The sequence below is a fragment of the Paenibacillus sp. BIHB 4019 genome, assembly GCF_002741035.1.
Lineage (GTDB): Bacteria > Bacillota > Bacilli > Paenibacillales > Paenibacillaceae > Pristimantibacillus.
The window spans coordinates 2,230,675-2,254,311 of sequence record NZ_CP016808.1 but is presented as its reverse complement, the minus strand read 5'-3'; the positions used below and the strand labels follow the sequence as shown (position 1 = coordinate 2,254,311).

General features: G+C 48.7%; 17 protein-coding genes. 8 read left to right on the top strand and 9 right to left on the bottom strand.

Translation table 11 applies throughout. The annotated features are described in order from the left end of the window. Positions 1 to 78 precede the first annotated feature (78 nt). Positions 79 to 3,189, top strand: coding sequence for a copper amine oxidase N-terminal domain-containing protein (locus BBD42_RS09575; protein ID WP_172455437.1), 3,111 nt, complete (start codon positions 79 to 81; stop codon positions 3,187 to 3,189). A 109-nt stretch (positions 3,190 to 3,298) separates the two neighbouring features. Here BBD42_RS09575 and BBD42_RS09570 read toward each other — a convergent pair whose 3' ends face one another. Further along, the gene (locus BBD42_RS09570) at positions 3,299 to 4,819 is read right to left on the bottom strand and encodes a DHA2 family efflux MFS transporter permease subunit (RefSeq protein ID WP_099521539.1); all 1,521 of its coding nucleotides are present in this window, start codon (positions 4,817 to 4,819) and stop codon (positions 3,299 to 3,301) included. 228 nt (positions 4,820 to 5,047) lie between these two features. On the opposite strand from BBD42_RS09570, the gene BBD42_RS09565 reads away from it, so the two are divergent. Then, entirely contained in the window at positions 5,048 to 5,647 is a 600-nt protein-coding gene (locus tag BBD42_RS09565; protein WP_099517947.1) for a TetR/AcrR family transcriptional regulator, read from the top strand. A 75-nt stretch (positions 5,648 to 5,722) separates the two neighbouring features. On the opposite strand, the gene BBD42_RS09560 is transcribed toward BBD42_RS09565, so the two are convergent. The 4 genes from BBD42_RS09560 to BBD42_RS09545 form a co-directional block, all read right to left on the bottom strand. Next, positions 5,723 to 6,277 (bottom strand): VanZ family protein, encoded by a 555-nt coding sequence (locus BBD42_RS09560; RefSeq protein ID WP_172455436.1) that lies wholly within the window; start codon positions 6,275 to 6,277, stop codon positions 5,723 to 5,725. Positions 6,278 to 6,472: 195 nt separating this feature from the next. Then, positions 6,473 to 7,564 carry a HAMP domain-containing sensor histidine kinase gene (locus BBD42_RS09555; protein ID WP_099517945.1) on the bottom strand — a complete coding sequence of 364 codons (1,092 nt, stop codon included), beginning with the start codon at positions 7,562 to 7,564 and terminating at the stop codon, positions 6,473 to 6,475. Next, complete coding sequence (locus BBD42_RS09550) at positions 7,557 to 8,252, bottom strand: response regulator transcription factor (protein WP_056036296.1); 696 nt, start codon at positions 8,250 to 8,252, stop codon at positions 7,557 to 7,559. The genes BBD42_RS09555 and BBD42_RS09550 overlap by 8 nt, the downstream gene beginning before the upstream one ends. 63 nt (positions 8,253 to 8,315) lie before the next feature. Continuing rightward, complete coding sequence (locus BBD42_RS09545; RefSeq protein ID WP_099517944.1) at positions 8,316 to 9,866, bottom strand: SAM-dependent methyltransferase; 1,551 nt, start codon at positions 9,864 to 9,866, stop codon at positions 8,316 to 8,318. 225 nt (positions 9,867 to 10,091) lie between these two features. Between BBD42_RS09545 and BBD42_RS09540 the strand changes: the two genes are divergently transcribed. The 5 genes from BBD42_RS09540 (at position 10,092) to BBD42_RS09520 (ending at position 16,819) form a co-directional block, all read left to right on the top strand. Then, entirely contained in the window at positions 10,092 to 11,648 is a 1,557-nt protein-coding gene (locus tag BBD42_RS09540; protein ID WP_099517943.1) for a response regulator transcription factor, read from the top strand. Between the two features lie 7 nt (positions 11,649 to 11,655). Further along, positions 11,656 to 13,398: a sensor histidine kinase gene (locus BBD42_RS09535; protein WP_099517942.1), complete on the top strand. Its 1,743-nt coding sequence runs from the start codon at positions 11,656 to 11,658 to the stop codon at positions 13,396 to 13,398. Between the two features lie 266 nt (positions 13,399 to 13,664). Further along, the gene (locus BBD42_RS09530; protein WP_099517941.1) at positions 13,665 to 15,041 is read left to right on the top strand and encodes an ABC transporter substrate-binding protein; all 1,377 of its coding nucleotides are present in this window, start codon (positions 13,665 to 13,667) and stop codon (positions 15,039 to 15,041) included. An 87-nt stretch (positions 15,042 to 15,128) separates the two neighbouring features. Then, positions 15,129 to 16,016 (top strand): carbohydrate ABC transporter permease, encoded by an 888-nt coding sequence (locus tag BBD42_RS09525; protein ID WP_237163431.1) that lies wholly within the window; start codon positions 15,129 to 15,131, stop codon positions 16,014 to 16,016. Then, positions 16,013 to 16,819: a carbohydrate ABC transporter permease gene (locus BBD42_RS09520; RefSeq protein WP_172455435.1), complete on the top strand. Its 807-nt coding sequence runs from the start codon at positions 16,013 to 16,015 to the stop codon at positions 16,817 to 16,819. Before BBD42_RS09525 ends, BBD42_RS09520 begins: the two co-directional genes overlap by 4 nt. Positions 16,820 to 16,951: 132 nt before the next feature. On the opposite strand, the gene BBD42_RS09515 is transcribed toward BBD42_RS09520, so the two are convergent. Continuing rightward, complete coding sequence (locus BBD42_RS09515) at positions 16,952 to 17,983, bottom strand: alpha/beta fold hydrolase (protein ID WP_099517939.1); 1,032 nt, start codon at positions 17,981 to 17,983, stop codon at positions 16,952 to 16,954. Positions 17,984 to 18,194: 211 nt separating this feature from the next. On the opposite strand from BBD42_RS09515, the gene BBD42_RS09510 reads away from it, so the two are divergent. After that, complete coding sequence (locus tag BBD42_RS09510) at positions 18,195 to 18,887, top strand: MIP/aquaporin family protein (RefSeq protein WP_099517938.1); 693 nt, start codon at positions 18,195 to 18,197, stop codon at positions 18,885 to 18,887. A gap of 459 nt (positions 18,888 to 19,346) precedes the next feature. Here BBD42_RS09510 and BBD42_RS09505 read toward each other — a convergent pair whose 3' ends face one another. Genes BBD42_RS09505 through BBD42_RS09495 form a run of 3 tightly spaced genes read right to left on the bottom strand, consistent with a single transcriptional unit; the run spans position 19,347 to position 23,532 of the window. Beyond that, positions 19,347 to 20,774: an NAD-dependent malic enzyme gene (locus BBD42_RS09505; RefSeq protein WP_099517937.1), complete on the bottom strand. Its 1,428-nt coding sequence runs from the start codon at positions 20,772 to 20,774 to the stop codon at positions 19,347 to 19,349. A gap of 45 nt (positions 20,775 to 20,819) precedes the next feature. Further along, entirely contained in the window at positions 20,820 to 22,241 is a 1,422-nt protein-coding gene (gene aspA, locus BBD42_RS09500) for an aspartate ammonia-lyase (RefSeq protein WP_099517936.1), read from the bottom strand. Between the two features lie 25 nt (positions 22,242 to 22,266). Next, a complete protein-coding gene (locus tag BBD42_RS09495; protein WP_099517935.1) occupies positions 22,267 to 23,532 on the bottom strand; it encodes a cation:dicarboxylate symporter family transporter in 1,266 nt (421 codons plus the stop codon). Positions 23,533 to 23,637 lie beyond the last annotated feature (105 nt).

The window sequence follows — 23,637 nt, the reverse complement described above, 5'->3', positions numbered from 1 at the left end:
AACTTTTCCCCTTCTTGCTTCGTCTTATTATCGATCCAGAAAATGATGGAAGAACGATCCAGAGGGGATATGAACGTTATGAGAAAAATGGTTTCCGCTCTAGCTGCTTTTGCAACGCTGTTTTTTGTGTTACTTCAGCCTGTAGCGCAGGCAGCAACAACCGATATTAAAATTTATATCGATGGACAAGTGCTGCAAACTGATCAACCCGCTATTATTATTTCAGGCAGCACCTTTGTGCCCTTGCGCGGGATTTTTGAAGCTTTAGATGCCAAAGTATTATGGAGTCAAAAAACCAAAACGGTAACCGCCACGAAAGGCGATACAACCGTTGTTCTTAAACTGGGTGCCCGAACGGCTACGATTAACAATACAACCGTTACACTGGATGCCCCTGCCCGTTCCATTAAAGGCAGAACCGTCGTTCCTGTCCGCTTCGTCAGCGAATCGCTTGGCGAGGATGTGAAATGGGATTCGAAAACAAGAAGTGTACGCATCACAACAGCTGCATCCGTAAGTGTTGGCGCAGCCACCTCGGTGAGTGTGTCCACAGTTAGCCAAAATGGAGACGGAAGAGATTTGCAGGTTAATTTCACACCTCCTACCGATATGACGAATGTGAACAGCTACCGCATACTCGTCGTTCCGGCGGACAAAGCGTCTTCCTTTAATTTGGCTAAGGCGCAAATTGTAGGCGGTACGAATTATACGGCGCTTCCTACATCGTCTGCGTACCAAAACAATGTACTGACAGCTCAAACAAGAGATACAGACGGGGCGTTGCTTCGCTCTAATCTGCCTTATAAAGTTTTTATTTTGACTGTTGGCAATAACGATCGTTACGCGCTATCCAGCCCTTCTGCCTCCATTACGCTGAGCGTCAAATCGACAGTAGACGCTGCTTCGAATGTACGTATTAGCGATGTTAGCGACTTCGGCGACGGCCGTGACCTCTCGGTCAGCTTTACACGGGCTTCCAATGAAAGCAACATATCCAGCTACCGGGTGATCATTGTGAAGACCGCCAATGCGTCCAAATTCGATTTGGCAGCAGCCAACTCGCTGAATAGCTCCTATTACACGACGGTTTCCAAAACGGGCAGCAGTACGATGAGTACAGGCTTCAGCTCCTCGGCAAGGGACACTTCGGGCGAATATATTAAAAATGGCGTTGCCTATACCGCTTATGTCCTTTCCATGAGCAGCAGCGTAGGTACTACTGCTAATACCTTGTCCTCGGCTTCTTCGTCTGTGACGCTTGGCTCTTCTTCCGGATTTAATCCGACGATTACGAGCGTAGCCGATGTCAGCAACTATGGAGATGGCCGCGATTTGCGGGTTAATTTTAATCGGGCATCGGATGAATCCCGGATTAGCTATTACCGGATTTTCGTAGTAAGAGAGGCTGATTACGGAAACTTTAATTTAACAGAGGCGAATAACGTAGCGTCGGGAAGATATACCGATGTTTCTAGAACGGGAAGCAGCAGCTACAGCCAAATTCTCTCTTCCAGCGCAAGAGATGTGAAGGGGAACTCCATTATGAATGGCGTTGCCTACCGTGTGTTTGTAATGGGTGTTACGAATAACAGCTCCTCCTATTCCAGCACCTTGTCCACCGCTTCCTCCAGTATTGCGCTTTATAGCACAGGAGTCAGCAGTGTAACCAATGTAGGCGTAAGCGACGTAAGCGACTATAACAATGGACAGGATTTGCGCGTTTCCTTCACTAGAGCTGGCGACGAGAGCAGCTTGAACCATTACCGCATCTTCGTCGTTAGGACGGCAAATGCAAGCAGCTTCAATCTGGCTGCAGCAAACAATATTACAAATTCCAGCTATTATACGACCGTCGCCAAAACAGGCGGTAATATTAATCAAGTATTGCCTGCGACAGCACGCGACGTTAATGGCGTGCTCATCCAGAACGGAGTCAGCTATCAGGTATTCGTCTTGTCCGTCGGCAACGGAAGCTCGACTAGCAACAATGCTCTGTCTGGCAGCTCGATTCCGATTATCCTGTCAGCTAGCGCTGTAACAGCAGCAGCAAATGTTGCAGTCAGTGACGTAAACGAGCTTAACAACGGTCAAGACTTGCTCGTTGCTTTTACCAAAGCAGCCGATGAGGCCAACCTGAACCACTACCGTATTTTCGTCGTTAAGACTGCTAATGCGGGCAGCTTTAATCTAGCAGCAGCTAACGCTGTGAGCAACGCCAATAACTACACAACAGTGGCTAAGACGGGCGGTAATATTAGCCAAGTGCTTGCTGCAACTGCGCGGGACGTTAACGGCGACCTGATTCAAAATGGCATCAGCTATCAAGTATTCGTATTGTCCGTTGGCGCCGGCAGCTCGGCAGGCACCAATGCACTGTCCCTCGGTTCAGCAGCTATTACGCTGCAAGCTAAAGGTGTATCTGCGGCAGCCAATGTTGTTGCAGCTGAATACAATGGCGGTCAAGATATCAAAGTCGATTTCACAAAAGCTACGGACGAGAGCAATATTGACCATTACCGTATTTTCATCGTCAAAAGTGCGAACGCTAGCGGTTTTGACCTGAATGCGGCAAACCGGATTACTTTGCCTGATTATTTCACGGCAGTCAATAAAACCGATACACCGAGCAAAGTGCTTACTCGCAATACACGCGACACAGGCGGAGAGTTCATCCAAGCCGGCGTCAGCTATCAAGTGTTTGTATTGTCCGTTGGCGGCGGCGGCTCGGCAGGCACCAATGCACTGTCTTCCGCCTCTGCGCCTATTACGCTTCCTGTACCGCTGCCTCCAGCAGCGGCAGCTGCAGCGGTTAATGCAACCCTGCTCGCGAGCGGCCAGGATATTCAAGTGTCCTTCACGAAACCGGCTGATGAGCGAAATATTTCGCAATACCGTGTGTTTATCGTTAAAGAAGCTGATGCTGGCAGCTTTAACCTGGCTGCGGCAAGTGCATCTAACATGTATACCGCATCGCCAGCTGAAGCCATACTAACAATAAACAAAAGCACATCGGATGCTAGTGGGCAGCCACTCGCTTACGACACCAATTATCGGGTGTATGTGCTTTCGGTAGCCAAAAGCGGTGCGAATGCGTTGTCCGATCCTTCGGCAGCTGTTCAGTTTCCAACGCCAGCTGCACCACCAGCGACACCAGCAACACCAGCTCCTGACCAGCCTACAGGAGTTTAGATTTAATAGAACCAAGATGTATGCAGAAAGGCCGGGAGCCCCTCAATGGGGTCCCGGCCTTTTTTTTTGCATGACATGCGTCTCACCAATGGGAAGAGCATCTCTCCTATTAGGTGTTTTTTAATTCTTTAGCATGCCCGATTCCAGCAGGCACTTTATTGCTTGCAGGCTTTTGAACGCCTTCCTCTTCACTTTGCTTGACACTTTTAATAAAGAAAGAAAGCACAAGTCCAATAACGCCAATTCCAACAATAACAAGATACGCATCATTTATGCCTTGAATGTTCGCGTGCACCAGCATTTCCTTGGAGGCTGTCTGTGTGCCGCTAGTGACCATCGTATCCGTCAGATGGGTTTTGGTGCTCGACGTCATAACGGTTACGAGCAAGGAGGTACCAATCGCGCCAGCCACTTGCTTAATCGTATTAGAGATAGCTGTTCCGTGCGCATTCAGTCTCGCTGGAAGCTGATTCAGACCCGCAGTAGTAATTGGCATTAGGAAGAGCGCCATACCGATCCGTCGTCCTGTAGACATCAGCAGCAAGTAGTTATAGCTGGTGGAATCCGTCAAATTCACAAATCCAATCGTAGTCCCGATTGTAATAATCATGCCTACGATCGACAACCACTTTGCACCAAAGCGGTCAAACAGCTTTCCGGATACTGGCATCATAAGAGCCATAAGCAGAGCGCCCGGCAGCATAAGCATGCCCGATTCCAAAGCTGTATATCCGCGTGCATTTTGCAAATAAAGAGGAAGCAGCATCATATCAGCATACATGACCATCGTGACGGCGATATTAATAATAGTCGTTAAAGAAAACATATTATATTTGAACGCCCTGAGGTCAAGCAGCGGACTTTTGGCGCGCAGCTGCTGCCACGTAAACACCACCAAGGAAACGATACCCACTGTAAGTGAAACCACTACTTCCGTGTTGGACCAGCCCAGGCTGCCCGCCTTGCTGAATCCATAAATAACCATCCCGAAACCGATAGTTGAGAAAATCATTCCCCATACATCGAGCTTAGGAAACAATCGTTCAGCTACATTTTTCAAATAAAAGTGAGCAAGAATAATGACTAAAGCCGCAACAGGAATAATCGCCTGGAACATCGTGCGCCAGCTGTATTCCTCCATGACATAACCCGTGATAGCAGGGCCGACAGCAGGTGCAAAAACAATTGCTAAACCAACGACTCCCATGGCAACCCCGCGTTTGTCTGGAGGGAAGATGGTAAGAATTACATTCATCAATAACGGCATAATAATACCGGCGCCAGCCGCTTGGATCAAACGCCCAGCGAGCAAAATTTCAAATGAATTCGCCATCGCCGCCAGTATGGTTCCGCCGAGAAAAATAACCATGGCCGATTGAAACAGCTCGCGTGTCGTAAAACGCTGCATGAGATAGGCTGTAATCGGAATGAGAACGCCATTTACGAGCATATACCCGGTGGTGAGCCATTGAGCTACCGCAGCCTCAATCGAAAATTCGACCATTAGATGGGGAAGCGCGACACTCATAATCGTCTGATTCAATACCGCGACAAATGCCCCTACGATTAAAACAAACAACAAGGGACCCTTCTTAATTGAGCTGCTGTCAAAAACAGTGTTTGTACTAATCTTACTCAATCCTTTCGACTTCAACTAATTGACAGTCTGTAGTATAATTTACTTAATGTAAAAGATTATAGGCGTCTCGTTTTATGATTACAAGCAACACCTTTTTCAATACTGTTTAATAGTTTACAAATATGTACGATATGTAGTTTTACTTCGTAATAATCTACAAATTCATTCCAAACTGTCGTATAGACGATTATTCTGAAAGTAGAAAGGACCGGTATTCGTATGACAACAAAATCTTCAAAAATGGATCCGCGCGTTATACGCACACGCCAGCTGATTCGGGAAGCCTTTCTCCAGTTGATTCAGGAGTATGATTTAGAGAAAATCACAGTGAATCGACTCGCTGAGCGGGCAACCATCAATCGGGTTACCTTCTATCTTCATTACCGGGATATCCCGGATATGTTGAATCAGATGGCGGATAACATGACCACGCACATTCGAAATCTGCTAGAAGATGTGGCCGATCATTCCAGCTCGGCTAAGGATGAATGGCCTGAGCTGGTCAAGCTTATTCAGCATTTTGCCGATCATTCAGCGTCTTACAAAATCATGCTTGGCTCCAGGCGTCTGCCCATATTTACGGAGCGCCTTTCTGTTCTTATGATGGATTTTATTAAAAGTAAAATTGGCAATCATAATGCCTCATCCAAAACCATCACGCCCCAAATTCCGAATGATATTGCAGCCTGGTATGGCTCCTCTGCCTTTCTTGGCACGATCGTTATATGGCTGCGCAACGATATGCCCTATACGCCTGCCTACCTTGCCAAGCAGCTTTTGCTTATGGCACCGTTTAAATCAATTGCAGACAGCTCGTAGAATCACAGTCCTTATTTAATCTAAATTAGACACGAAGAAGGCCGGTAACCCACACTAGGTTCCCGGCCTTCAAACTCATGTATGAGAAGTTCTCTTTATTCCTCTCGCCGTTGTGGGCTGGAGCACTTTCACGCCAACCGTGACTATTTTCCAAGCAATGTACCCCATCATGCCGCCAACCGTGTTTAACAGCAAGTCGTCCACATCAAAGATGCCGATGCCTAGAAAAAATTGAGTGGATTCGAAAAATAAGCTTAGCAGAAAGGAAAGCAGTACTACTTTTATCCATAATGCCCTTTTAGATGGGAGGAGCTCCGCCATAAAAATACCAAGCGGTATAAAGGCCAGCGTATTGCCAATTAGATTCGTAAATATAATAGAGCCTGAAATTGATAATCCATTTATATCTTCTATATCTCTTGAAATCTCATCGAATAGCTTGAAGTTCGCTTGGCGCTCGTAAATGAGATACGGGTGGTGCAGAAACGTTTTGAAATGATGCCATAAAGCATCGAGACTAATGAGGTTCCATTTGAGCAAAATGATTTTAAATAATAAAAACAGATATACGATAAACGCCGCTCCTATAAAAAGTTCCCACTTATTTGTCTTATTTGCCGTCTGTTCCAAATGGCATCCTCCTTCACCGTCACCATCTCGCCGTTCTATTTATAAAGCTCTCTGTCCGTCGCTGCATAGCCCAGCAGAACCAAGCATATAAAAATGCCCCACCTCGTCATTAACGCGTCCTCCTCTTGCCTTATACTTCTAGGATAGAGAAAACTAGTTAAAAAAAAGTGGGGCAAATTTAAAGTTTTTCTTAAATTATGAGCGCACAGGCAATCGCACTTCAAATACCGTCCGCACCACATTGCTCTCGGCCTTAAGCGTTCCCTCATGCTGCTCTACTATATTTCTGGCAATGAACAGGCCTAAGCCTGTGCCGCCCTCTTGATGCGCCCGTGAGCGGTCTCCGGTATAATACATTTCGAAAATATGCGGCAAATCCTCTGGCGGAATCTCCCCTCCATAGTTAACAACTTGAATGACCACGTGCCCGGTATCGATATGCCCATTTATATCTACATACAAGCCTTCTTTGCCATGCCTGGCCGCATTCGTCAGCAAGTTCTCGAATACACGGGCCAGCAGCTCCCCGTCACCATAAATATAAAGCTCGGGCGCGACATCAATACGGGAAATTAAACGGTTTTTCTCAAAAACAGGATATAGCTCCTCGTTCAGCTGCCTGAGCAGCTCGCTGAGATCAATATGCTCTTTCTGAACCGGCAGCTTGCCGTAGTTCATGCGGGTAATATCGAATAGTCCATCAATCAGCTTCTCCAGGCGCTGCGACTTGTTGAAGGCAATCGTAGTGTAATGCTTGATCTGCTCATCGGTTAGCTGATTATCCTTCACGATCAAATCCAAATACCCCAATATCGAGGTAAGCGGCGTTCGCAGATCATGGGCCAAATTCACAACCAACTGATCCTTGCTGTTTTCGGCAAAATCCCCTTTTTCGACCGCCGCTTGCAGCTTTTCGCTGGCCAAATTCAAATCCTCTGCAATGCTGTTAAACTCATCGTTTGAGGAAATATGTACCCGATTGTCAAATTCCCCATTAGCCAAATGGCGGATGCCCTTGGAAATTTCATTGAAATACGTCCCATAGCGCTTCGTAAACCAGAAGAAAAACACAATAGCCAGCGGGATAAAAAGAATGAGGAACACATAAATGTCCCCAACCTCCCTCATCATTCTCCGGTACAGAGCCAATCGATCGCCTTCGCGAACGTCGGCGTAGTAGAGCTGCAGCATTTTATAAATGCCATACGTAATCGCACCGGACAATAGCATGCTTAAGCCCAGCAGCATAATCATCGTGGTCCGAAAGCTTCGTCTGCTTTTAATCATTGAACGTGTACCCCACGCCCCAGATCGTCTTGATGAATTTGCGCTTGGTCGTATCTTCTCCCAGTTTTTTGCGCAGTGTACGGATATGGACCATCACCGTATTGCCGCTCTCATAGTAGGCTTCGCCCCATACCTGTTTAAAAATACTTTCCGCGCTAAACACCTGCTTCGGGTGGCTCGCCAGCAAATAAAGAATGTCGAACTCCTTCGGCGTTAATTCGACGTCCTCGCCGTATAAGGTGATTTTATGCTGATCGGGTGAAATCACAAGTCCGCCTAGCTCCAGCACCGCTTTATTCATGACGGCTGGCTGATTGAATTGCAGCGACCGGCGAAGCTGCGAATTGACACGTGCCACCAGCTCCATTGGATTGAAGGGCTTGGTCATGTAATCGTCCGCCCCCATAACAAGCCCGGTGATTTTATCCAGGTCAGAGGTTTTGGCGCTTAGGAAAATAATCGGCAGATGGTACTGCTCCCGAATTTTACGAGTGACCTCGTACCCGTCCATTTCCGGCATCATAATATCCAAAATAGCCAAATCGATCGTTTGCGATTGCACAGCTTGCATGGCTGCCTTCCCGTCGGCTGCTTTTATAATGTAATAACCTTCTTTTTGCAGGTGCAAGGCGACCAGATCCGCGATCTCCACCTCATCGTCTGCGACCAAAATCGTAATACGCCTCAAAGCTCCGTCACCCCTAACTGTCATGCCTAAAAGTAATGAACAACAAGTGAAGCCCTACGCTTTCTACTCAAATCGGCCTAACAATGCCAATGCCTCTTCATGGCCCGGCTCCAGCTCCAAAAATTGCTGAATATAGCTCAATGCCTGCTCGTCCAACTCCAGCTCAAAGCAGCTAATAGCCAGACAATAAAACACGGTTGAAACGACCTCATCTTGTTCCTGCTGCACCGATATTTCTAGAAAATGCTTGGACTCCTCGTACATTTCCATCTCAAACAGCAGCAAGCCAGCATCAAGTGCCAAGTCATAGCGCTGCTCCATGACGTAATACGACGACCACATCAGCTGAATGCCTCTTAGCAGGTCCTGCATTTCTTCATCATTGGCATCCGGCAGCAGGCTGGCTATTTGCTTCGTGCTCTGGATGAAAAACTCCGCATCATATCCACCCAAACGCCAAAAGCTCAATAATGGTTGCAGCTCCATGGTGGCGAGATGGCGGTCAACCCACATTTTCATGCTGAAAAACTCGTCTGGGCCAAAGCGCTCGACAAATCGGCGGTAGGCTAATCTGGTATTTGAGTAGGCCATCGGTTGATCCATATGGAGAATGCAGCCGACATTTATATTTTTATAATGATGCGGAGGAAATAGCGCCTGGGCTCCTCTTTGCTCAAACACATGCTGAATCGCATGGTAGTTGGCGGTTAAGGAGAAGCTGCCATGCAGAAACAGCTCCGGCGGCTCGGCAAATTTCCAGTTATCGAGCAGGTGGTCGCCCTTGTCAGCAGTTATTAATAGAAAGCCTGCCTGGGACAACCGGTTCAAGCGCTCCAAGCAGGTTAAACCCGCGGCAGGAAATAAAATATGCGAATCCTCCAGCTGTTCCTGATATACGGCAATGACATCACGGTAAGGATAGTCGGCTTGCTCATACTCGGGTGCCCGCCTGTGCTCATAATGCAAAGCGATTTGATCTAATAGTTCGGCTGGTTTAAGGGCGTCCCGATTTTCAGGATATTCGACAAAAACATCCGCTTCAAAAATTTGCCCATCGCCTATATAAATTAATTCTTGCGGAATGCTGTCAAAAAAATAGTTGGCGACAATGACTAAGGGTTGCTCCAAGTCCTGTTCTCTAATAGTTGTGCCTGACACGGCGAGACTTATTTCCGTATCATGAACCGCATCAAATCGCGCAAAATCAAGCAAGCCTTCGGCGATAAAAGCTTGCAGGGCAGGATGCTCCTGCCAGGCTAGAACATTTTTCATAGCCAAATCGGTCATAATATAGCGGAAAGGGGGCAGGGCTATCCCCGCATAGTCTCTCAGCTGGCATAGCTCATGGAGCACATGATAAGCGAGACGGCCTGCTCCTGCTCCAAGCTCCACAATCAACACAGGCTCTGAGCCGCTTCCCTTATTTGCCCGATCCTGAAGCAGCCCAAAGATCATTTCGGCATAGGCCGCCGCAATCATAGGATTACTCGTTATATATTGAGGGACTTGATCATTGTTCCAAGCCTTCATGCCTTCTTCTTCAAAATATTCCCTTTGTATATGCCATATCGGCGCTTCACTAAAACGATAGCGTTGTGTATGATTAACAGTCATTTAAACGAATCCTGCCTTCTAAAAGTGATTGCATGCCAGCTTGCTCGACTGCACATGACTTATTTTCATAATATCCCTTTTTATGATAGCACATCCCAATCAAATACGCCGTTTCAACCTGCTCCGCGCACGGCCAAGCCATACACTAAAGATACAATTTTGCAGATTTTCGTCGTATACTTGACCCAAGTTATTCGAGCATAGAGGATAGGGGACGGGAAACGCATGAACTGGGTTAAAGTGATGCTCGTGGATGATGAAGTGCTGGCGATAGAACATATGAAAAATCTGATATCGTGGCAGCAGCTCGGATATGAAATCGTCTGCACGGCGAACAAGCCGTCGCAGGTCGTAAAACTGGCGCGGGAGCACCGCCCGGACCTGATCATTATGGATATCGTCATGCCCGGAAAGGATGGGCTCGCGCTTAGCAGGGAGCTGCTGGCGGAGGGGCTGGTGCTGAAAATCGTGCTGCTCACCTCCTATAAGGAATTCGAGTACGCCAAGGAAGCGCTAAAGCTCGGCGTCTCGAATTATTGGATTAAGCATGAGATGGATGCGGAAGCGGTCAAGCGGGAGCTTGGCGGCTTAAGGGAAGAGATCGAGAGCGATAAGCGGCTCCGGAAAAATGACCGCGGCCGATTGCTCATTGATTGGCTCGGCGGGAGACCTCTGTCGGACGCACAGTGGAGGACGGCGACGGCTGAGGTGGGCGCAGCGTTCGACCGGCTTCATCTGCTGGTGCTTGAGCCTGCCCGAATTATGCCGCTGCTGCCCGGCACGGCTATAGGTAAGCCCGAATGGCCGACGGACTGGCCCGATGCAGGAGATTCCAGCCTGCTAGCAGCGATCCCCTTTTTAGAAAGCTGCTTTGTTCTTATTTACGGGGATAAGAGCAGCAGGGGGGAGGGCAAGATGCGAGAGCTGCTGGAGGAGAAGGCGGTCGAAGCTCGCCGGACGATAGAACAATTGACGGGCCGCCCGGCAGCAATGGCGATGGCCTATGGCTTGCCAAACCGGGCAGACGTTCCCGCAAAGCTGGCTGAAGCTTTGAAATGGCTGTCGCAGGCAATGTTCTATGCCCCTAGCCACCTGTTCCGGCTGAACGAGCTGCGGCGTGCAGAAGAGAACGCCTCCGTACATTTGGATTGGGAAGAAGGCCTGGCGAAGACGAAAGAACTGCTTCCGGGCCACCAATATGAAGCAGCAGCACGGGAGATTTCTGCTTTGTTCGCGCGAGCATTGGCGGCAAAGGATGCGGTGGGATTCGCCGATCTGTGCCGGCAGCTGGTCGCCGTATTAAATCGCTATCGCTCCACTTGCGGACTGCCTTCTCTAGCAGAAGCTTGGGCAGCTGGCCCCGGCACAACAGCCGACTGGACCTCGCTTATGGGAATTCGCGATTGGTTTTTAACGGAGTTGAATGCGCTTGCAGAAGCGACATCCGGGCTGCCCGCGGTGTCCCGCAAAGTGCGCCAAGCACTCGAGCAGATGGAACGGCATTACAGCGATCCCGAGCTCGATGCAGATGCGATTGCAAGGCAGCTCGGCATTTCGCGCGACCACTTCCGCCACTTGTTCAAGCTGGAGACGGGCCAGACGGCACTCGACCGACTCACAGAAATCCGGATGGAGAAGGCCAAGCTGCTGCTGGACGAGGGGAATCTCAAGGTGTATGAAATCGCTGACCGGGTCGGCTTCCGCAATGGGCAGTATTTCAGCCAAGTATTTCGCAAGATGACGGGCATGACCCCGCTCGAATATATGGAGAAACGCAGGTGAACTTGCAATGCGCATGAGAATACGCACCAAAATTATCGCCAGCACCGTTCTAGTCGTCTCCATTTCGCTTATTCTTAGCGGCTTCTTCATCTATGACTACGCCAAGGACATTATTCGCGAGCAATCGATTAAGGACAGCCGGACGAAGCTCGCGCAAATTTCGTTCCAATTGAAGAAAATTCAAGAGCAGGTCGTCAAGACAGCGGAGTACATCGTATCCGACGAGGAAATAACCGCTCTTATTAACGCGCCAGCTAGCGAGGATATTGAAGTGAATTATTTTCGCAAGCAGGCCGTACAGGAGAAGCTCGGGCGGTTCGTGGCGCTCAGCAACTTCATCTTGAATGTCGTGATCGTTGCACCGAACGAGGAAACCTATTCGAACTATAGCGGATATGAGGAATATTTCTCCGAGTACTTGAAGCAGGACTGGTTTGTGAAAATGAAAGATACACGCGCTGCCTATAGCGAGCCGCACTCCTTCTTCTTTATTAGCGGGAACCGCCAAGTATTTAGTTACGTGCTGAAATACCGTCCAATCGGGCAGGACTTAGAGGCGGATAGCTATCTTGTCATCGATATTGCCTATTCCGAACTATCCAACGTCTTCTTGCAAAGCGCGCAGGATTTCGAGCAAATCGAGCTGTTCACCGGCTCAGGGGCTTTGCTGCTGGAGGCGAATGAGAAGCTGCCGGATGCAGATCGGGCGTTTATGGCGAGCGCCTTGCATTCCGGCCAGCCGTTCGCGGAGGACGCCCGCACCATCGTGTTGACCGACGATGCGATGAGCCAGGGATGGAAACAGGCGGCTTTGCTGTCCAAGAGCAAATTATTTATGAAAATTAATCGTGTTTTCTTTTTCTATATCATCATCATTATTACCGCCATTATCGTAACGCTCGTCGTCATGCTTCCTATTATCGTCAATCTGATGAGACCATTGATTCGGCTGACAAATGCGATGAAGCGCGTAGCGGTCGGCGATCTCGGGACAAGCGTCCAAATCCGCAGCGGGGACGAGCTGGAAATTTTGGGCACAGGCTTCAATCGAATGGTTAGAGATTTGAAAAGCCTGATGGACACTGCCGTACAGAACGAAACGGTGAAACGGCAAATGCAAATTGATTTATTGATGGCCCAGATCAATCCGCATTTTCTATACAACTCCTTGAACACCGTCATTTACTTGTCGCATGCCAATCGCGGAGCAGAAGCGGCCGAAGTGACGCAGGCGCTCATCTCTATTTTGCAAAACACGATCAAGACGGGGGAGGGAGCTGTGCGCGCGCCGTTGTCGGAAGAAAAGCGGATTATCGACAAATATACGGTCATCCAGCAGACGCGTTACCCTGGCCAATTCCGGCTCGTCTGGGAGGTGGATGAAACGCTGCTTGACCGTTCGGTTCCCCGGCTGGCGCTTCAGCCGCTCGTGGAGAACGCTATCGTGCACGGCATCATTCCGTCGGATCTGGAAGAGGGCACGATTATTGTGCGGGCTTACCGGGACGGGGAACAGCTTGTTTTGGAAGTGGAGGACAACGGGCAAGGCATGACGGTGCCCGAGGAAGGCTGGAGGATGCAAATGGGACAGGGAGGACCAGAGCCCGAGCGTACGAGGGGAATCGGTCTGTCCAACATTCAGGAGCGGCTGCAAACCCATTTTGGCGCTTCGGCGCGCCTGGAAGTATTTAGTGGACAGGGAGAGGGCACCCTGATACGAATTAAGCTTCCTTGGATGGAACAAGCGTAAACGGCTGAAGCCAGCCTCTGGCGGCAAAGTTACCGTTTCGCGGAGAAATATAGAGAAAGGATGGATAAATCATATGCTTTCCTATATTTCAAGCGTAAACGGCTGAAGCCAGCCTCTGGCGGCAAAGCTTTCGTTTCGCGGAGAAATCGACTTGATCACCGGATTTTATACGAAATCACCGTTTTGGCTGATTACCGCCTAACAGGGTCCTGAGTTACGATAGCAGTGTAAGCACTTACAAAATTACTTTAGGGGGACTCACCAACATGAACATCAAAAAGAAGGCCAAATGGGTGGGCGGTTTCGTATCTGTGCTGATGCTGACTGGGCTGCTCGCAGCCTGCGGCGGCAACAACACCACTGGTGACAACGGTACTGGCAACAACGGAGGCACGGCTGCTCCTGCGGCGTCAACTGCAGCCAGCACTGATCCAACACAGATTAGCGGCACCGTTAAAGTCTGGGATTGGGATGAAGCGTTTCAGAAGGGCATGATCGTAGAATTCAATAAAAAATATCCGAACATCAAAGTCGAAGTAACGGTCGTTAATCCGAACGATTACTTGCAGAAGCTGCAAAGCGGTATCGCTTCCGGCTCTGACGTTCCGGACGTCATTCTTGGGGAGTCGGCCTACCGCGGCAAGCTGTTTGACCTTGGTGTGCTCGACAATTTGGAAGCGGCACCTTATAACTTCGATAAAAGCACCATTTTAGATTACATTGTGCCTTACGTCTCTAATTCCAAGGGCGAAGTCATTGCCGTCGATCAAACGCTAACGCCTGCCGGCTTCGCTTACCGGAGAGATTTGGCGAAACAATACTGGGGCACAGATGATCCAGCTGAGCTAGAGAAAAAGATTTCCACTTGGGATGATTTCATCGCTGCCGGCAAGGAGCTTAAAGAGAAAAGTGCTGACAAGGTGCTCATGTTCCCTGGTCTGGGCGACGCCTTTCTCGTTTTGAAAGGGCAGAATTTTGCTTCCTACGTAAACGGCACAGAAATCGATTTGACGAGCAAGCTGCAAAAGCCTTTGAACCGCTTGTTTGAGATGCGTGACGCAGGCATTATCGGCAAAAATGAACTGTGGACGCCAGCTTGGTCTGCTTCCATGGCGAAAGGCGAGTTCATGTTCTATCCAATGGCGCCATGGGGAGCCAAATGGCATATATCCGCGAACGATCCGGACGGATCGGGACGCTGGGGTCTTCTCAAAGCGCCAGAAGGCGGATTTACCCGCGGCGGAACCGCGATCGGCATTTACAAGGACAGCAAAGTCAAGGATGCTGCTTGGGCATTTATCCAATACGCTTATTTGTCCGATGAAGGCTCAGCCTTCAACTTTAAGACATTCGGCAACATGACCAGCTCCAAGTCGTTCTATGAAACCCAAAAAGCGCTCATCGACGCGCCGGGGCCTTATGATGAATTTTTCGGCGGCCAAAATCTTGCGAAATACTTCGTCGAAAATATCGTTCCGGATATGAAGGGCGAAGCACAGTCCAAATACGATTCCGTCGTAGACTCTGTGTTTAACGCGCTGTACCCGCTATGGATGAAGGATGGATCGGTCACTGCCGACTCCGCGCTGCAAAAGTTCATCCAAGAAACGAAAAACAAAGCGTCCGACGCGACCATTAAGTAAATTTTGGGAAAACGAGGGATGACCGTGAATGCGGAACGCATAATTAAGACTTCCGCCGCATCCAGCAAACGCAGATGGGGGCCACGCATGTGGCCCTATCTTTTCGCCCTGCCTTTCGTGCTGACGTATGCGGCGTTTCAATTGTATCCAGTCCTTTACTCATTTGTGCTCAGTCTGCATGACTGGAACGGCATAGGCGACAAGACGTTTATCGGCTTAAAAAACTATGTGCAGCTTTGGACGAATGACCCTTTGTTCATTAAGTCCTTGTGGAACACCCTGATTATGATGGCGATGTTTATTCCAATAACCTTGATTTTAGGGCTCACGCTGGCGTATTGGACTTTCCATTTAACGCGCGGCAAGAGATTATTTCAGACCATTAATGTACTGCCATATATTACGACTCCGGTAGCCATCGGCTTTATTTTTTCCTACATGTTTGACTGGCAGACCGGTCTTGTGAACCTGCTCCTTACGAAATTCAACCTATTGGAAGAAGGTTTTTACTGGCTTCAAGACCCATGGGGCTCCCGGGCCATTATTGCTCTAATGGTCATTTGGCGCAATCTCGGGTATTTTATGATTATTTTCATGGCCGGCATGACCGTCATTCCGCAAGACGTATACGAAGCGGCCAAGATGGACGGCTCTACGGGACTTCATACCTTCCGCAAAATTACGATGCCCTTGCTGCGAAATATTATCGTATTTCTCGTCGTTACCTCCGTTATTAACGGATTGCAATTGTTTGATGAGCCAAAGCTGCTTTACGGCGGATGGTCGGGCTCCGCACAGGTAGGCGGTCCTGATAACACAGCTCTCACTATTATTTGGAAATTTGTGGATGAGTCATTCGGTTCCAATACACGTTTCGGCTATGCTTCAGCCATTGCCTACTCGCTGTTCCTGCTAATCGTATTATTCTCCATTCTTAGCTATAAACTCACAGCACCTAAGGAGGACAAACGATGAAAACAGCCAGCATGTGGTTTTGTCTAATTGTCATCTCCCTGCTCTCGCTCTTTCCGTTCTATATTATGATCGTGATGGGAACGCATTACAGCGAGGATTTATTCAAGGGAATTCCGATACTTCCGGGCAACTATTTGGGAGAAAACCTGAAGACCGTCCTGCAGGCCGATTTTCTAAAAGTATACGGAAACAGCTTGATCGTATCCGTTGCCTCTGTCTTGCTGGCGACACTCACCAGCACGCTCATCGGCTATGCCGTGGCGAAGTTTGAATTCCGCGGTCGCAAGCTGCTTCAGACCTTCGTTATTATTACGATGATGGTACCGACCCAGGTCGGATTAATCGGTTATATTATTGAAATGAGACATCTCGGTGTCGGCAATACGCTGTGGCCGGTCATTCTCGTCTGGGCGGCATTTCCGTTCGGTGCCTTTTTTATGATCCAGTTCATGCGCGATTCGATTCCAACCGATTTACTGGAGTGCGCGCGTATCGACGGCTGCTCCGAGCCGGGCATCTTATTGCGCATTGTACTGCCGATAATGAAACCGGGCTTGGCGACGCTGGCAACGCTGGTGTTTCTATGGTCATGGAACAACTATTTGCTGCCGCTCGTCACGATTAACAAGTCCGAGTGGTACACGCTTCCGATCTTTATCTCGAATTTGGGTATCGTACACCGGACAGATTACGCAGCGCGAATGACTGCCCTTACGATGACGACGATTCCCGTCCTGATTCTGTTTATTCTTGGTTCGAAAACGTTCATGAAAGGCTTGACCGCTGGTGCAGTCAAAGGCTAAACGTTATAGCAACGCCGACAAGGCCAGCCAGCTATACTTTGCTTTCAATATGAGAAGGTGAATAGGCTCTCCCTACAGCACAGGTTTTATCACAAACTTGTCTGCTATAGGGGGAGCCTATTCGTTATTTTTCTAATCTAGAAAGGTATCCGACATCCACCTCACAAAACGTTCCTTTTCTTCGTATTGCGGGTAATGCGCCGATTCCGCATAAGGCAGGAATTCCTTGTGTTCAGCTTCAATACTGTCAAAATAATGCCGGGCTGCTTGGGATGAAGTCATAAAGTCATAATCCCCCATTACAAAATAAACGGGCAGATCCAGCTTGTTGACCAAGGTTGGCAACGGATGCTTAAACACCTCCTCAATCAATATCCCTTGGGATTGATTCATTCCTTTGTTGTAACGGATGGCATCGAGCAAGTTGTATTCGCTAGTGAACGTCAGATTCACCAAAGTAGCGTCTGGAATTTTGGTTAGTCTGGAAGCCCCGCCGTATTTATTGACATAGCCGCGAGGAGTCAGGGCGCCACCATTCTCAATAGCTTCCTGCAATTGCTGCAGTTGAGCTGCATCTTCCGCATTTCCTTCTTGCCCGGCCTGTTCTAAAACGTAATGCAGAGCGTCGATCTCGCTTTCTACCGTATCCCCCATTTGACCGATTCCGATATAGGCTTCGTACTTTTCAGGAGCTCTTGAAGCAGCTTGCGTAGCAAGATAGGTGCCGTAGGAATGCCCGATCAGAATAATCTTCTCTTTTTCAAGCCGTTCCGTTATGTAATCCGTTACCGCGAGCAAATCCTTCACCAGCAAATCAGAGGAGAGGTTAGAATAGTCCTCGGAAAAATGATAGGATTTGCCGCTCGCCCTTTGATCGTAGTTAACGATGGTGAACTTCGTTTCCAGTAGATCCTGCATTTTTTTTGCAAAGGGAATTTCCGAAGCCCCTGGCCCTCCATGCACATTTAAAATAACCGGATTATTCCGATCGTTGCCCCGAATCATAATCTCTTGTTTGGTACCGTTCAGCTCCACGTGTTCCAGCACACTTATACTATTCTCGCCTTTTATACGGGGCGTCCATGTCGGGAAGAAAAGCGCTAGCAGGATTAGTGCAATCAGGATGGTGCTAATCATTAAAGCTGGTTTTAAAACAATTTTCATCTCATGTGTTCCTTTCCATTCCCTATCATTTCAGCTGATAACTCCATCTTACTTCACTGCCGATCCTTCTAAATCCATCGCATGGATGAAATAGGGCACCGTCTTTGGTTGTATTTAACCTCTAGTTGAGCGCTTCTCCGCACCATGTTCAGTTTTTGTAGATGAGCCTCCCTTATAATCAAAAAGATTTTTAATCCTTGGGAGGTAAGTTATGAACGCGTCATTCAAAAAATGTGCAGCCGAATTTATTGGAACCTTCGTCCTTGTTCTATTCGGCTGCGGCAGTGCGGCTACAGCGGGAGCTGAGCTTGGCTATTTGGGCATTGCATTGGCATTCGGGCTGTCTATTGTGGCGATGGCCTACGTCATCGGACCGATTTCGGGGTGTCAAATCAATCCGGCAGTTTCACTCGCCATGCTCATTAGCCGGAAGCTATCGGGAGCGGATTTCATCGGATACGTGGTTTCGCAAATCGCTGGCGCTATTGCAGGCTCCGCTGTTTTGTACGCCATCATTGTCTCCGCAGGCCTGCCTACGACAGGGCTCGGCCAGAACGGTTTTGGCGCTGGCTATGGGATCGGAATTTCAGCACTGATGGCATTCATTGTGGAAATCATCTTAACCTTCGTATTTATTTATACGATATTGGGTGTGACCTCAACTGAGGGCAATGGAAATGTAACGGGCCTCGTTATCGGGCTGACACTCGCTTTTGTCCATATTCTTGGGATCGCCTTAACGGGGACTTCCGTGAATCCTGCGAGAAGCTTGGGACCCGCATTGCTGCTTGGCGGGCAGGCTTTATCTCAAGTGTGGGTATTCCTTATTGCCCCGCTTGCCGGCTCGGTGCTGGCCGTTGCCGCTTACAAGTGGCTGAACAGCTACAAGGCGAAGCAAGCCTAAAATGATTTTAAGCTCGTTTTGAGGGATTTCGGGAGGAGAGGGCTACTGGAGGTTTTCCAGCAGCCCTTTTTTATATGTATTTTTAATAAATTTGCGTATAGTGCTCATAATAGCCGCTTATGGCATAACTTGGAGGACACAGCATCCGCTATTTCAACCGAATCACTAGTTTCGGTACAGGTTTCGGACACAGGAGCCGCTAATGTGCTGCCTATCTTCATTTTGAGCGGAATGTGAGGGCAATAGCGAATCTCCTGTCCGCTTACGACCTGAAATGGGATTAAGAGCTAGAATAGCGGAAGCTCAGTCCGCCAAGGTAGATTGTGAAAACGGGTCTGCATAAATTGGGTCAACCAGCTTTACTGGCTATACGATAAAAAGCAGTTATCACAAAAGAACGCTTTTGTGATAACTGCTCCTATGAGTAAGCTTCGCAACGCACCGGAATAGCAGCCGAAATTACTCTTTATTGGAATCTCTCCATTTTTTCCGGGCAACTCCGGTATTGTAGGCTGCTTCTATAACGGCCTCTCTTACCTTTTCCACTACTTTCTGGTTGAACACGCTCGGAATAATATACGTTTCGCTCAATTCTTCATCCGTCACCACGGATGCGATCGCCTGAGCGGCTGCAAGCTTCATCGCTTCATTGATCTCGCTCGCCCGGCAATCCAAGGCGCCGCGGAAAATGCCCGGAAAGCAAAGCACGTTATTGATCTGGTTCGGCTTGTCGGACCGCCCTGTCGCCATCACTCGAACGTAAGGCTCGGCCAGCTCTGGATCGATCTCCGGTACCGGGTTCGCCATTGCAAAGACGATCGGGTCTTTCGCCATGGACTGGACGTCTTCGACCTTGAGAATATTCGGAGCCGATACGCCGATAAATACATCCGCTCCCTTGATCACTTCAGACAAGCCGCCTGTTTCCAAATGCGGATTCGTTAGCTCGGCAAACGCCTTCCAATGAGGATTGCCATACGGGATGTTCCGATTAATGGCGCCTTCGCGGTCTACACCGATTAAATTGCGCACGCCCGCAGCCAGAAGCATCTTCGAGCAAGCAATGCCCGCTGCGCCAATGCCATTCACAATGACTTTAATATCCGACATTTGCTTGCCGGTAATTTTGAGCGCATTGAGCAGCCCGGCCAGGATGACCACAGCCGTTCCGTGTTGGTCATCGTGAAACACAGGGATATCCAGCTCCTGCTTCAAACGCTCCTCGATTTCAAAGCAGCGCGGTGACGAAATGTCTTCCAAATTGATGCCTCCGAATGCCGGAGCAATAGCCTTTACGATGCGGATAATTTCTTCGGTATCCTTCGTATCCAGGCATATCGGAAAGGCGTCCACGCCAGCAAATTCTTTGAACAGCATGGCCTTGCCTTCCATTACCGGCATGGCCGCCATCGGCCCGATGTCGCCAAGTCCGAGTACAGCTGTTCCGTCAGAAACAACGGCAATCGTATTTCGTTTGATCGTCAGCGAGTAGGCCTTATTCGGCTTCTCCGCAATCGCTGTACAAACTTGTGCGACACCGGGTGTATATACCCGCGATAAATCATCACGGTTTTTCACCGGTATTTTGGAGGTGATCTCAATTTTACCGCCCAAATGCACAAGGAAGGTCCGGTCCGACACATGAATGACTTTAACGCCTTGCAGCTTCTCAAGCGATTCGACAATCTGCTTGCTGTGTGCCTGATCGGATACGTTAACGGTAATATCGCGGACGGTGCTCGTACGGCTCGACGAGATAACGTCAATCCCCACGATATCCCCGCTTGTCCTTTCAATTGCAGCAGCAATATCGCCGAGAGAAGTTAGTTGTTTATCTATTTGCAGCCGAAATATCATATAGGTACTGGCACCACTTGTTACGGACATCTCGCTCTCTCCTTTTTGGGTCACTCTATTTATAGAAATTGCTTTTTATCTTTGGTCCAAAAGCTCCACTCCCGCAATGCCCGGGTTCGTCATCTCATACGGATCAAGAATGATTTGGAGCTCCTCTTCCGTCAGCACGTTGTAAAGCAGGCATAGCTCCCGAACCGAACGGCCTGTCAAAATCGCTTCGCGCGCAATTCGGGCTACGACCTCATAGCCAAGATGCGGGTTGAGCGCAGTGATAACCCCGACGCTTTTCTCCACATACTCTTTGCAGCGCTCGACATTCGCTTCGATTTCTTCCAAGCAATGAGCGCGAAAAACTTTAAATACTTGATTCATCATGCTGAGGGATTGAAGCAAATTAAATACGAGTACTGGCTCCATGACGTTAAGCTCAAGCTGCCCGGCTTCAGAAGCCAGACAAATCGTATGGTCATTGCCTATGACCTGGAACGCCACCTGATTGACGACCTCCGCCATAACTGGATTGACCTTGCCCGGCATGATGGACGAGCCCGGCTGGCGGGCAGGCAAATTCAATTCCCCGAATCCGGCACGCGGCCCGGAAGCCATCAGGCGCAAGTCATTGGCGATCTTGGACATGTTGATCATGCATACTTTGAGCGCCGCAGACACTTCCGTATAAGCATCCGTATTTTGCGTAGCGTCGACCAAGTGTTCTGCATTGATAAGCGGCAAGCCGCTAAGCTCGGCAAGCGATTCAACAACCCGCTTAATATAGCGGGGATCGGCATTGAGGCTCGTTCCGACAGCCGTTGCCCCCATATTGACCTCGTACAAGTGGCCGCGGGTTTGCTTGATTCTCTTAATATCACGCTCCAGAACCCGGCTGTAGGCCTCAAACTCCTGCCCGAGACGGATCGGTACGCCATCTTGAAGATGCGTCCGCCCCATTTTAATAATGCCGTCGAACTGCACAGCCTTTTTCCGAAACGCCGCCAGCATTTCCTCCATCGTCGCCAGCAGCTTATCAATTAAAACGAGCACGGCGATATGAATCGCTGTCGGAAAAGCGTCGTTGGTCGACTGGGACATATTCACATGCGTGTTGGGACTAACATTAAAATAATCGCCTTTCGTTCCTCCAAGAATTTCGATCGCCCTGTTGGCAATGACCTCATTGGCATTCATATTAATGGATGTGCCTGCTCCGCCCTGTATCGGGTCAACGATAAATTGCTCATGCCATTTCCCATCTATAATTTCCTGTGCCGCTTGCATAATGGCTTTTCCGGTTTCCGGGTTCAGCTGTCTAATCTCCATGTTCGCTTCAACTGCCGCATGTTTAACGATAGCCATCGCACGAATCAACTCTTCATGAATGCGGTAACCGGTAATTGGAAAGTTTTCTACTGCTCGCATCGTTTGAATGCCATAATAGGCGTCTTCCGGCACTTCTTTAGAGCCAAGGAAATCTTTTTCGATTCTAAATTGAGCTGACATTGGACAATTCCCCCTTGTTATGGTCTTACGAACTTTTTTTGAGCGTCTCCAAATATTGTTGTCCCTTATTCTGATCATATTGTTTCTCCCATTTCGCCATTACAACCGTAGCGATGGAATTTCCAAGGACATTGACTACTGAACGGGCCATATCCAAAATGCGGTCAATCCCCGCGATAAAGGCAAGCCCTTCGAGCGGAATGCCGACTGACCCCAGAGTGGCCAGCAGAACGACGTACGAAGCGCCCGGCACCCCGGCAATTCCTTTTGAGGTCAGCATCAGGACAAGCACCAGCATAATTTGAGAGCTGATCGGCATGTGAATGCCGTACATTTGCGCGATAAACAATGCCGTTATCGCTTGATACAAGGTCGACCCATCCAAATTGAATGAATATCCGACCGGGATGACGAAAGAGGTAATGGATTTCGGAACTCCGAACTTCTCCATTTTCTCCATCATCTTGGGAAGCGCTGTTTCGGAGCTTGCTGTCGAATACGCGAGTATGAGTTCATCTTTCAATATGCGAATGATCGATATGAGACTAGTTCCGCATAGCTTCGTAATCAGGCCAAGAATAAGCACTACAAACAGAATCATGCCCACATACACGGCCAATACTAGCTTCCCCAAAGGAAGCAGCGAGGCAATGCCGAATTTAGATACGGTCATGCCGATTAATCCAAAAACGCCGATCGGAGCAAATTTCATAATTTGATTCGTTACCCAAAACATCGATTCGGCAAGACCTTGGAAGAAAGAAAGAACCGGCTTCCCTTTCTCGCCGATAGCGGCAATGCCCAGACCCAGAAATACCGAGAAAAAGATGATGGCGAGCATATCGCCGGCTACTAATGATTCGAAAATGTTTTTTGGAACAATATTTACAAAGGTATCCATAAAGCTATTATTGGTCACTTTTTCCGTTGCTTCGACATAACTCGAGATGTCCGACTTGGCTAACCCCGTCATATTAACGCCAGCCCCGGGCTGAAAAATATCCGCGATAAGCAGGCCGAAAACAATGGCTGCTGTCGTCACGATTTCAAAATAAAGAATCGTCTTCCCGCCCAGCTTGCCGAGTTTTTTAATATCTCCAACACCAGCTATTCCGACAACTAGCGAGGAGACGACAATGGGAACGACTATCATCTTGATCAATCGTATGAAAATGTCCCCCGCCGGCTTCAAGTAGCTTTCGATGGTTGGGTTGCCATAAAAGATAGCCCCTACAGCTACCCCTAATACGAGGCCGACTAAAATTTGAAAAGCCAAACCAAATTTTTTCATCATGCTTCCCCTTTTCTGTAGGTTATTAAGCGCTTTCATATTGTATAATTTCGCTATTCCTTCGAATGGTTTCATTGTACAGGCAAGCTACACAAATCTATTTGA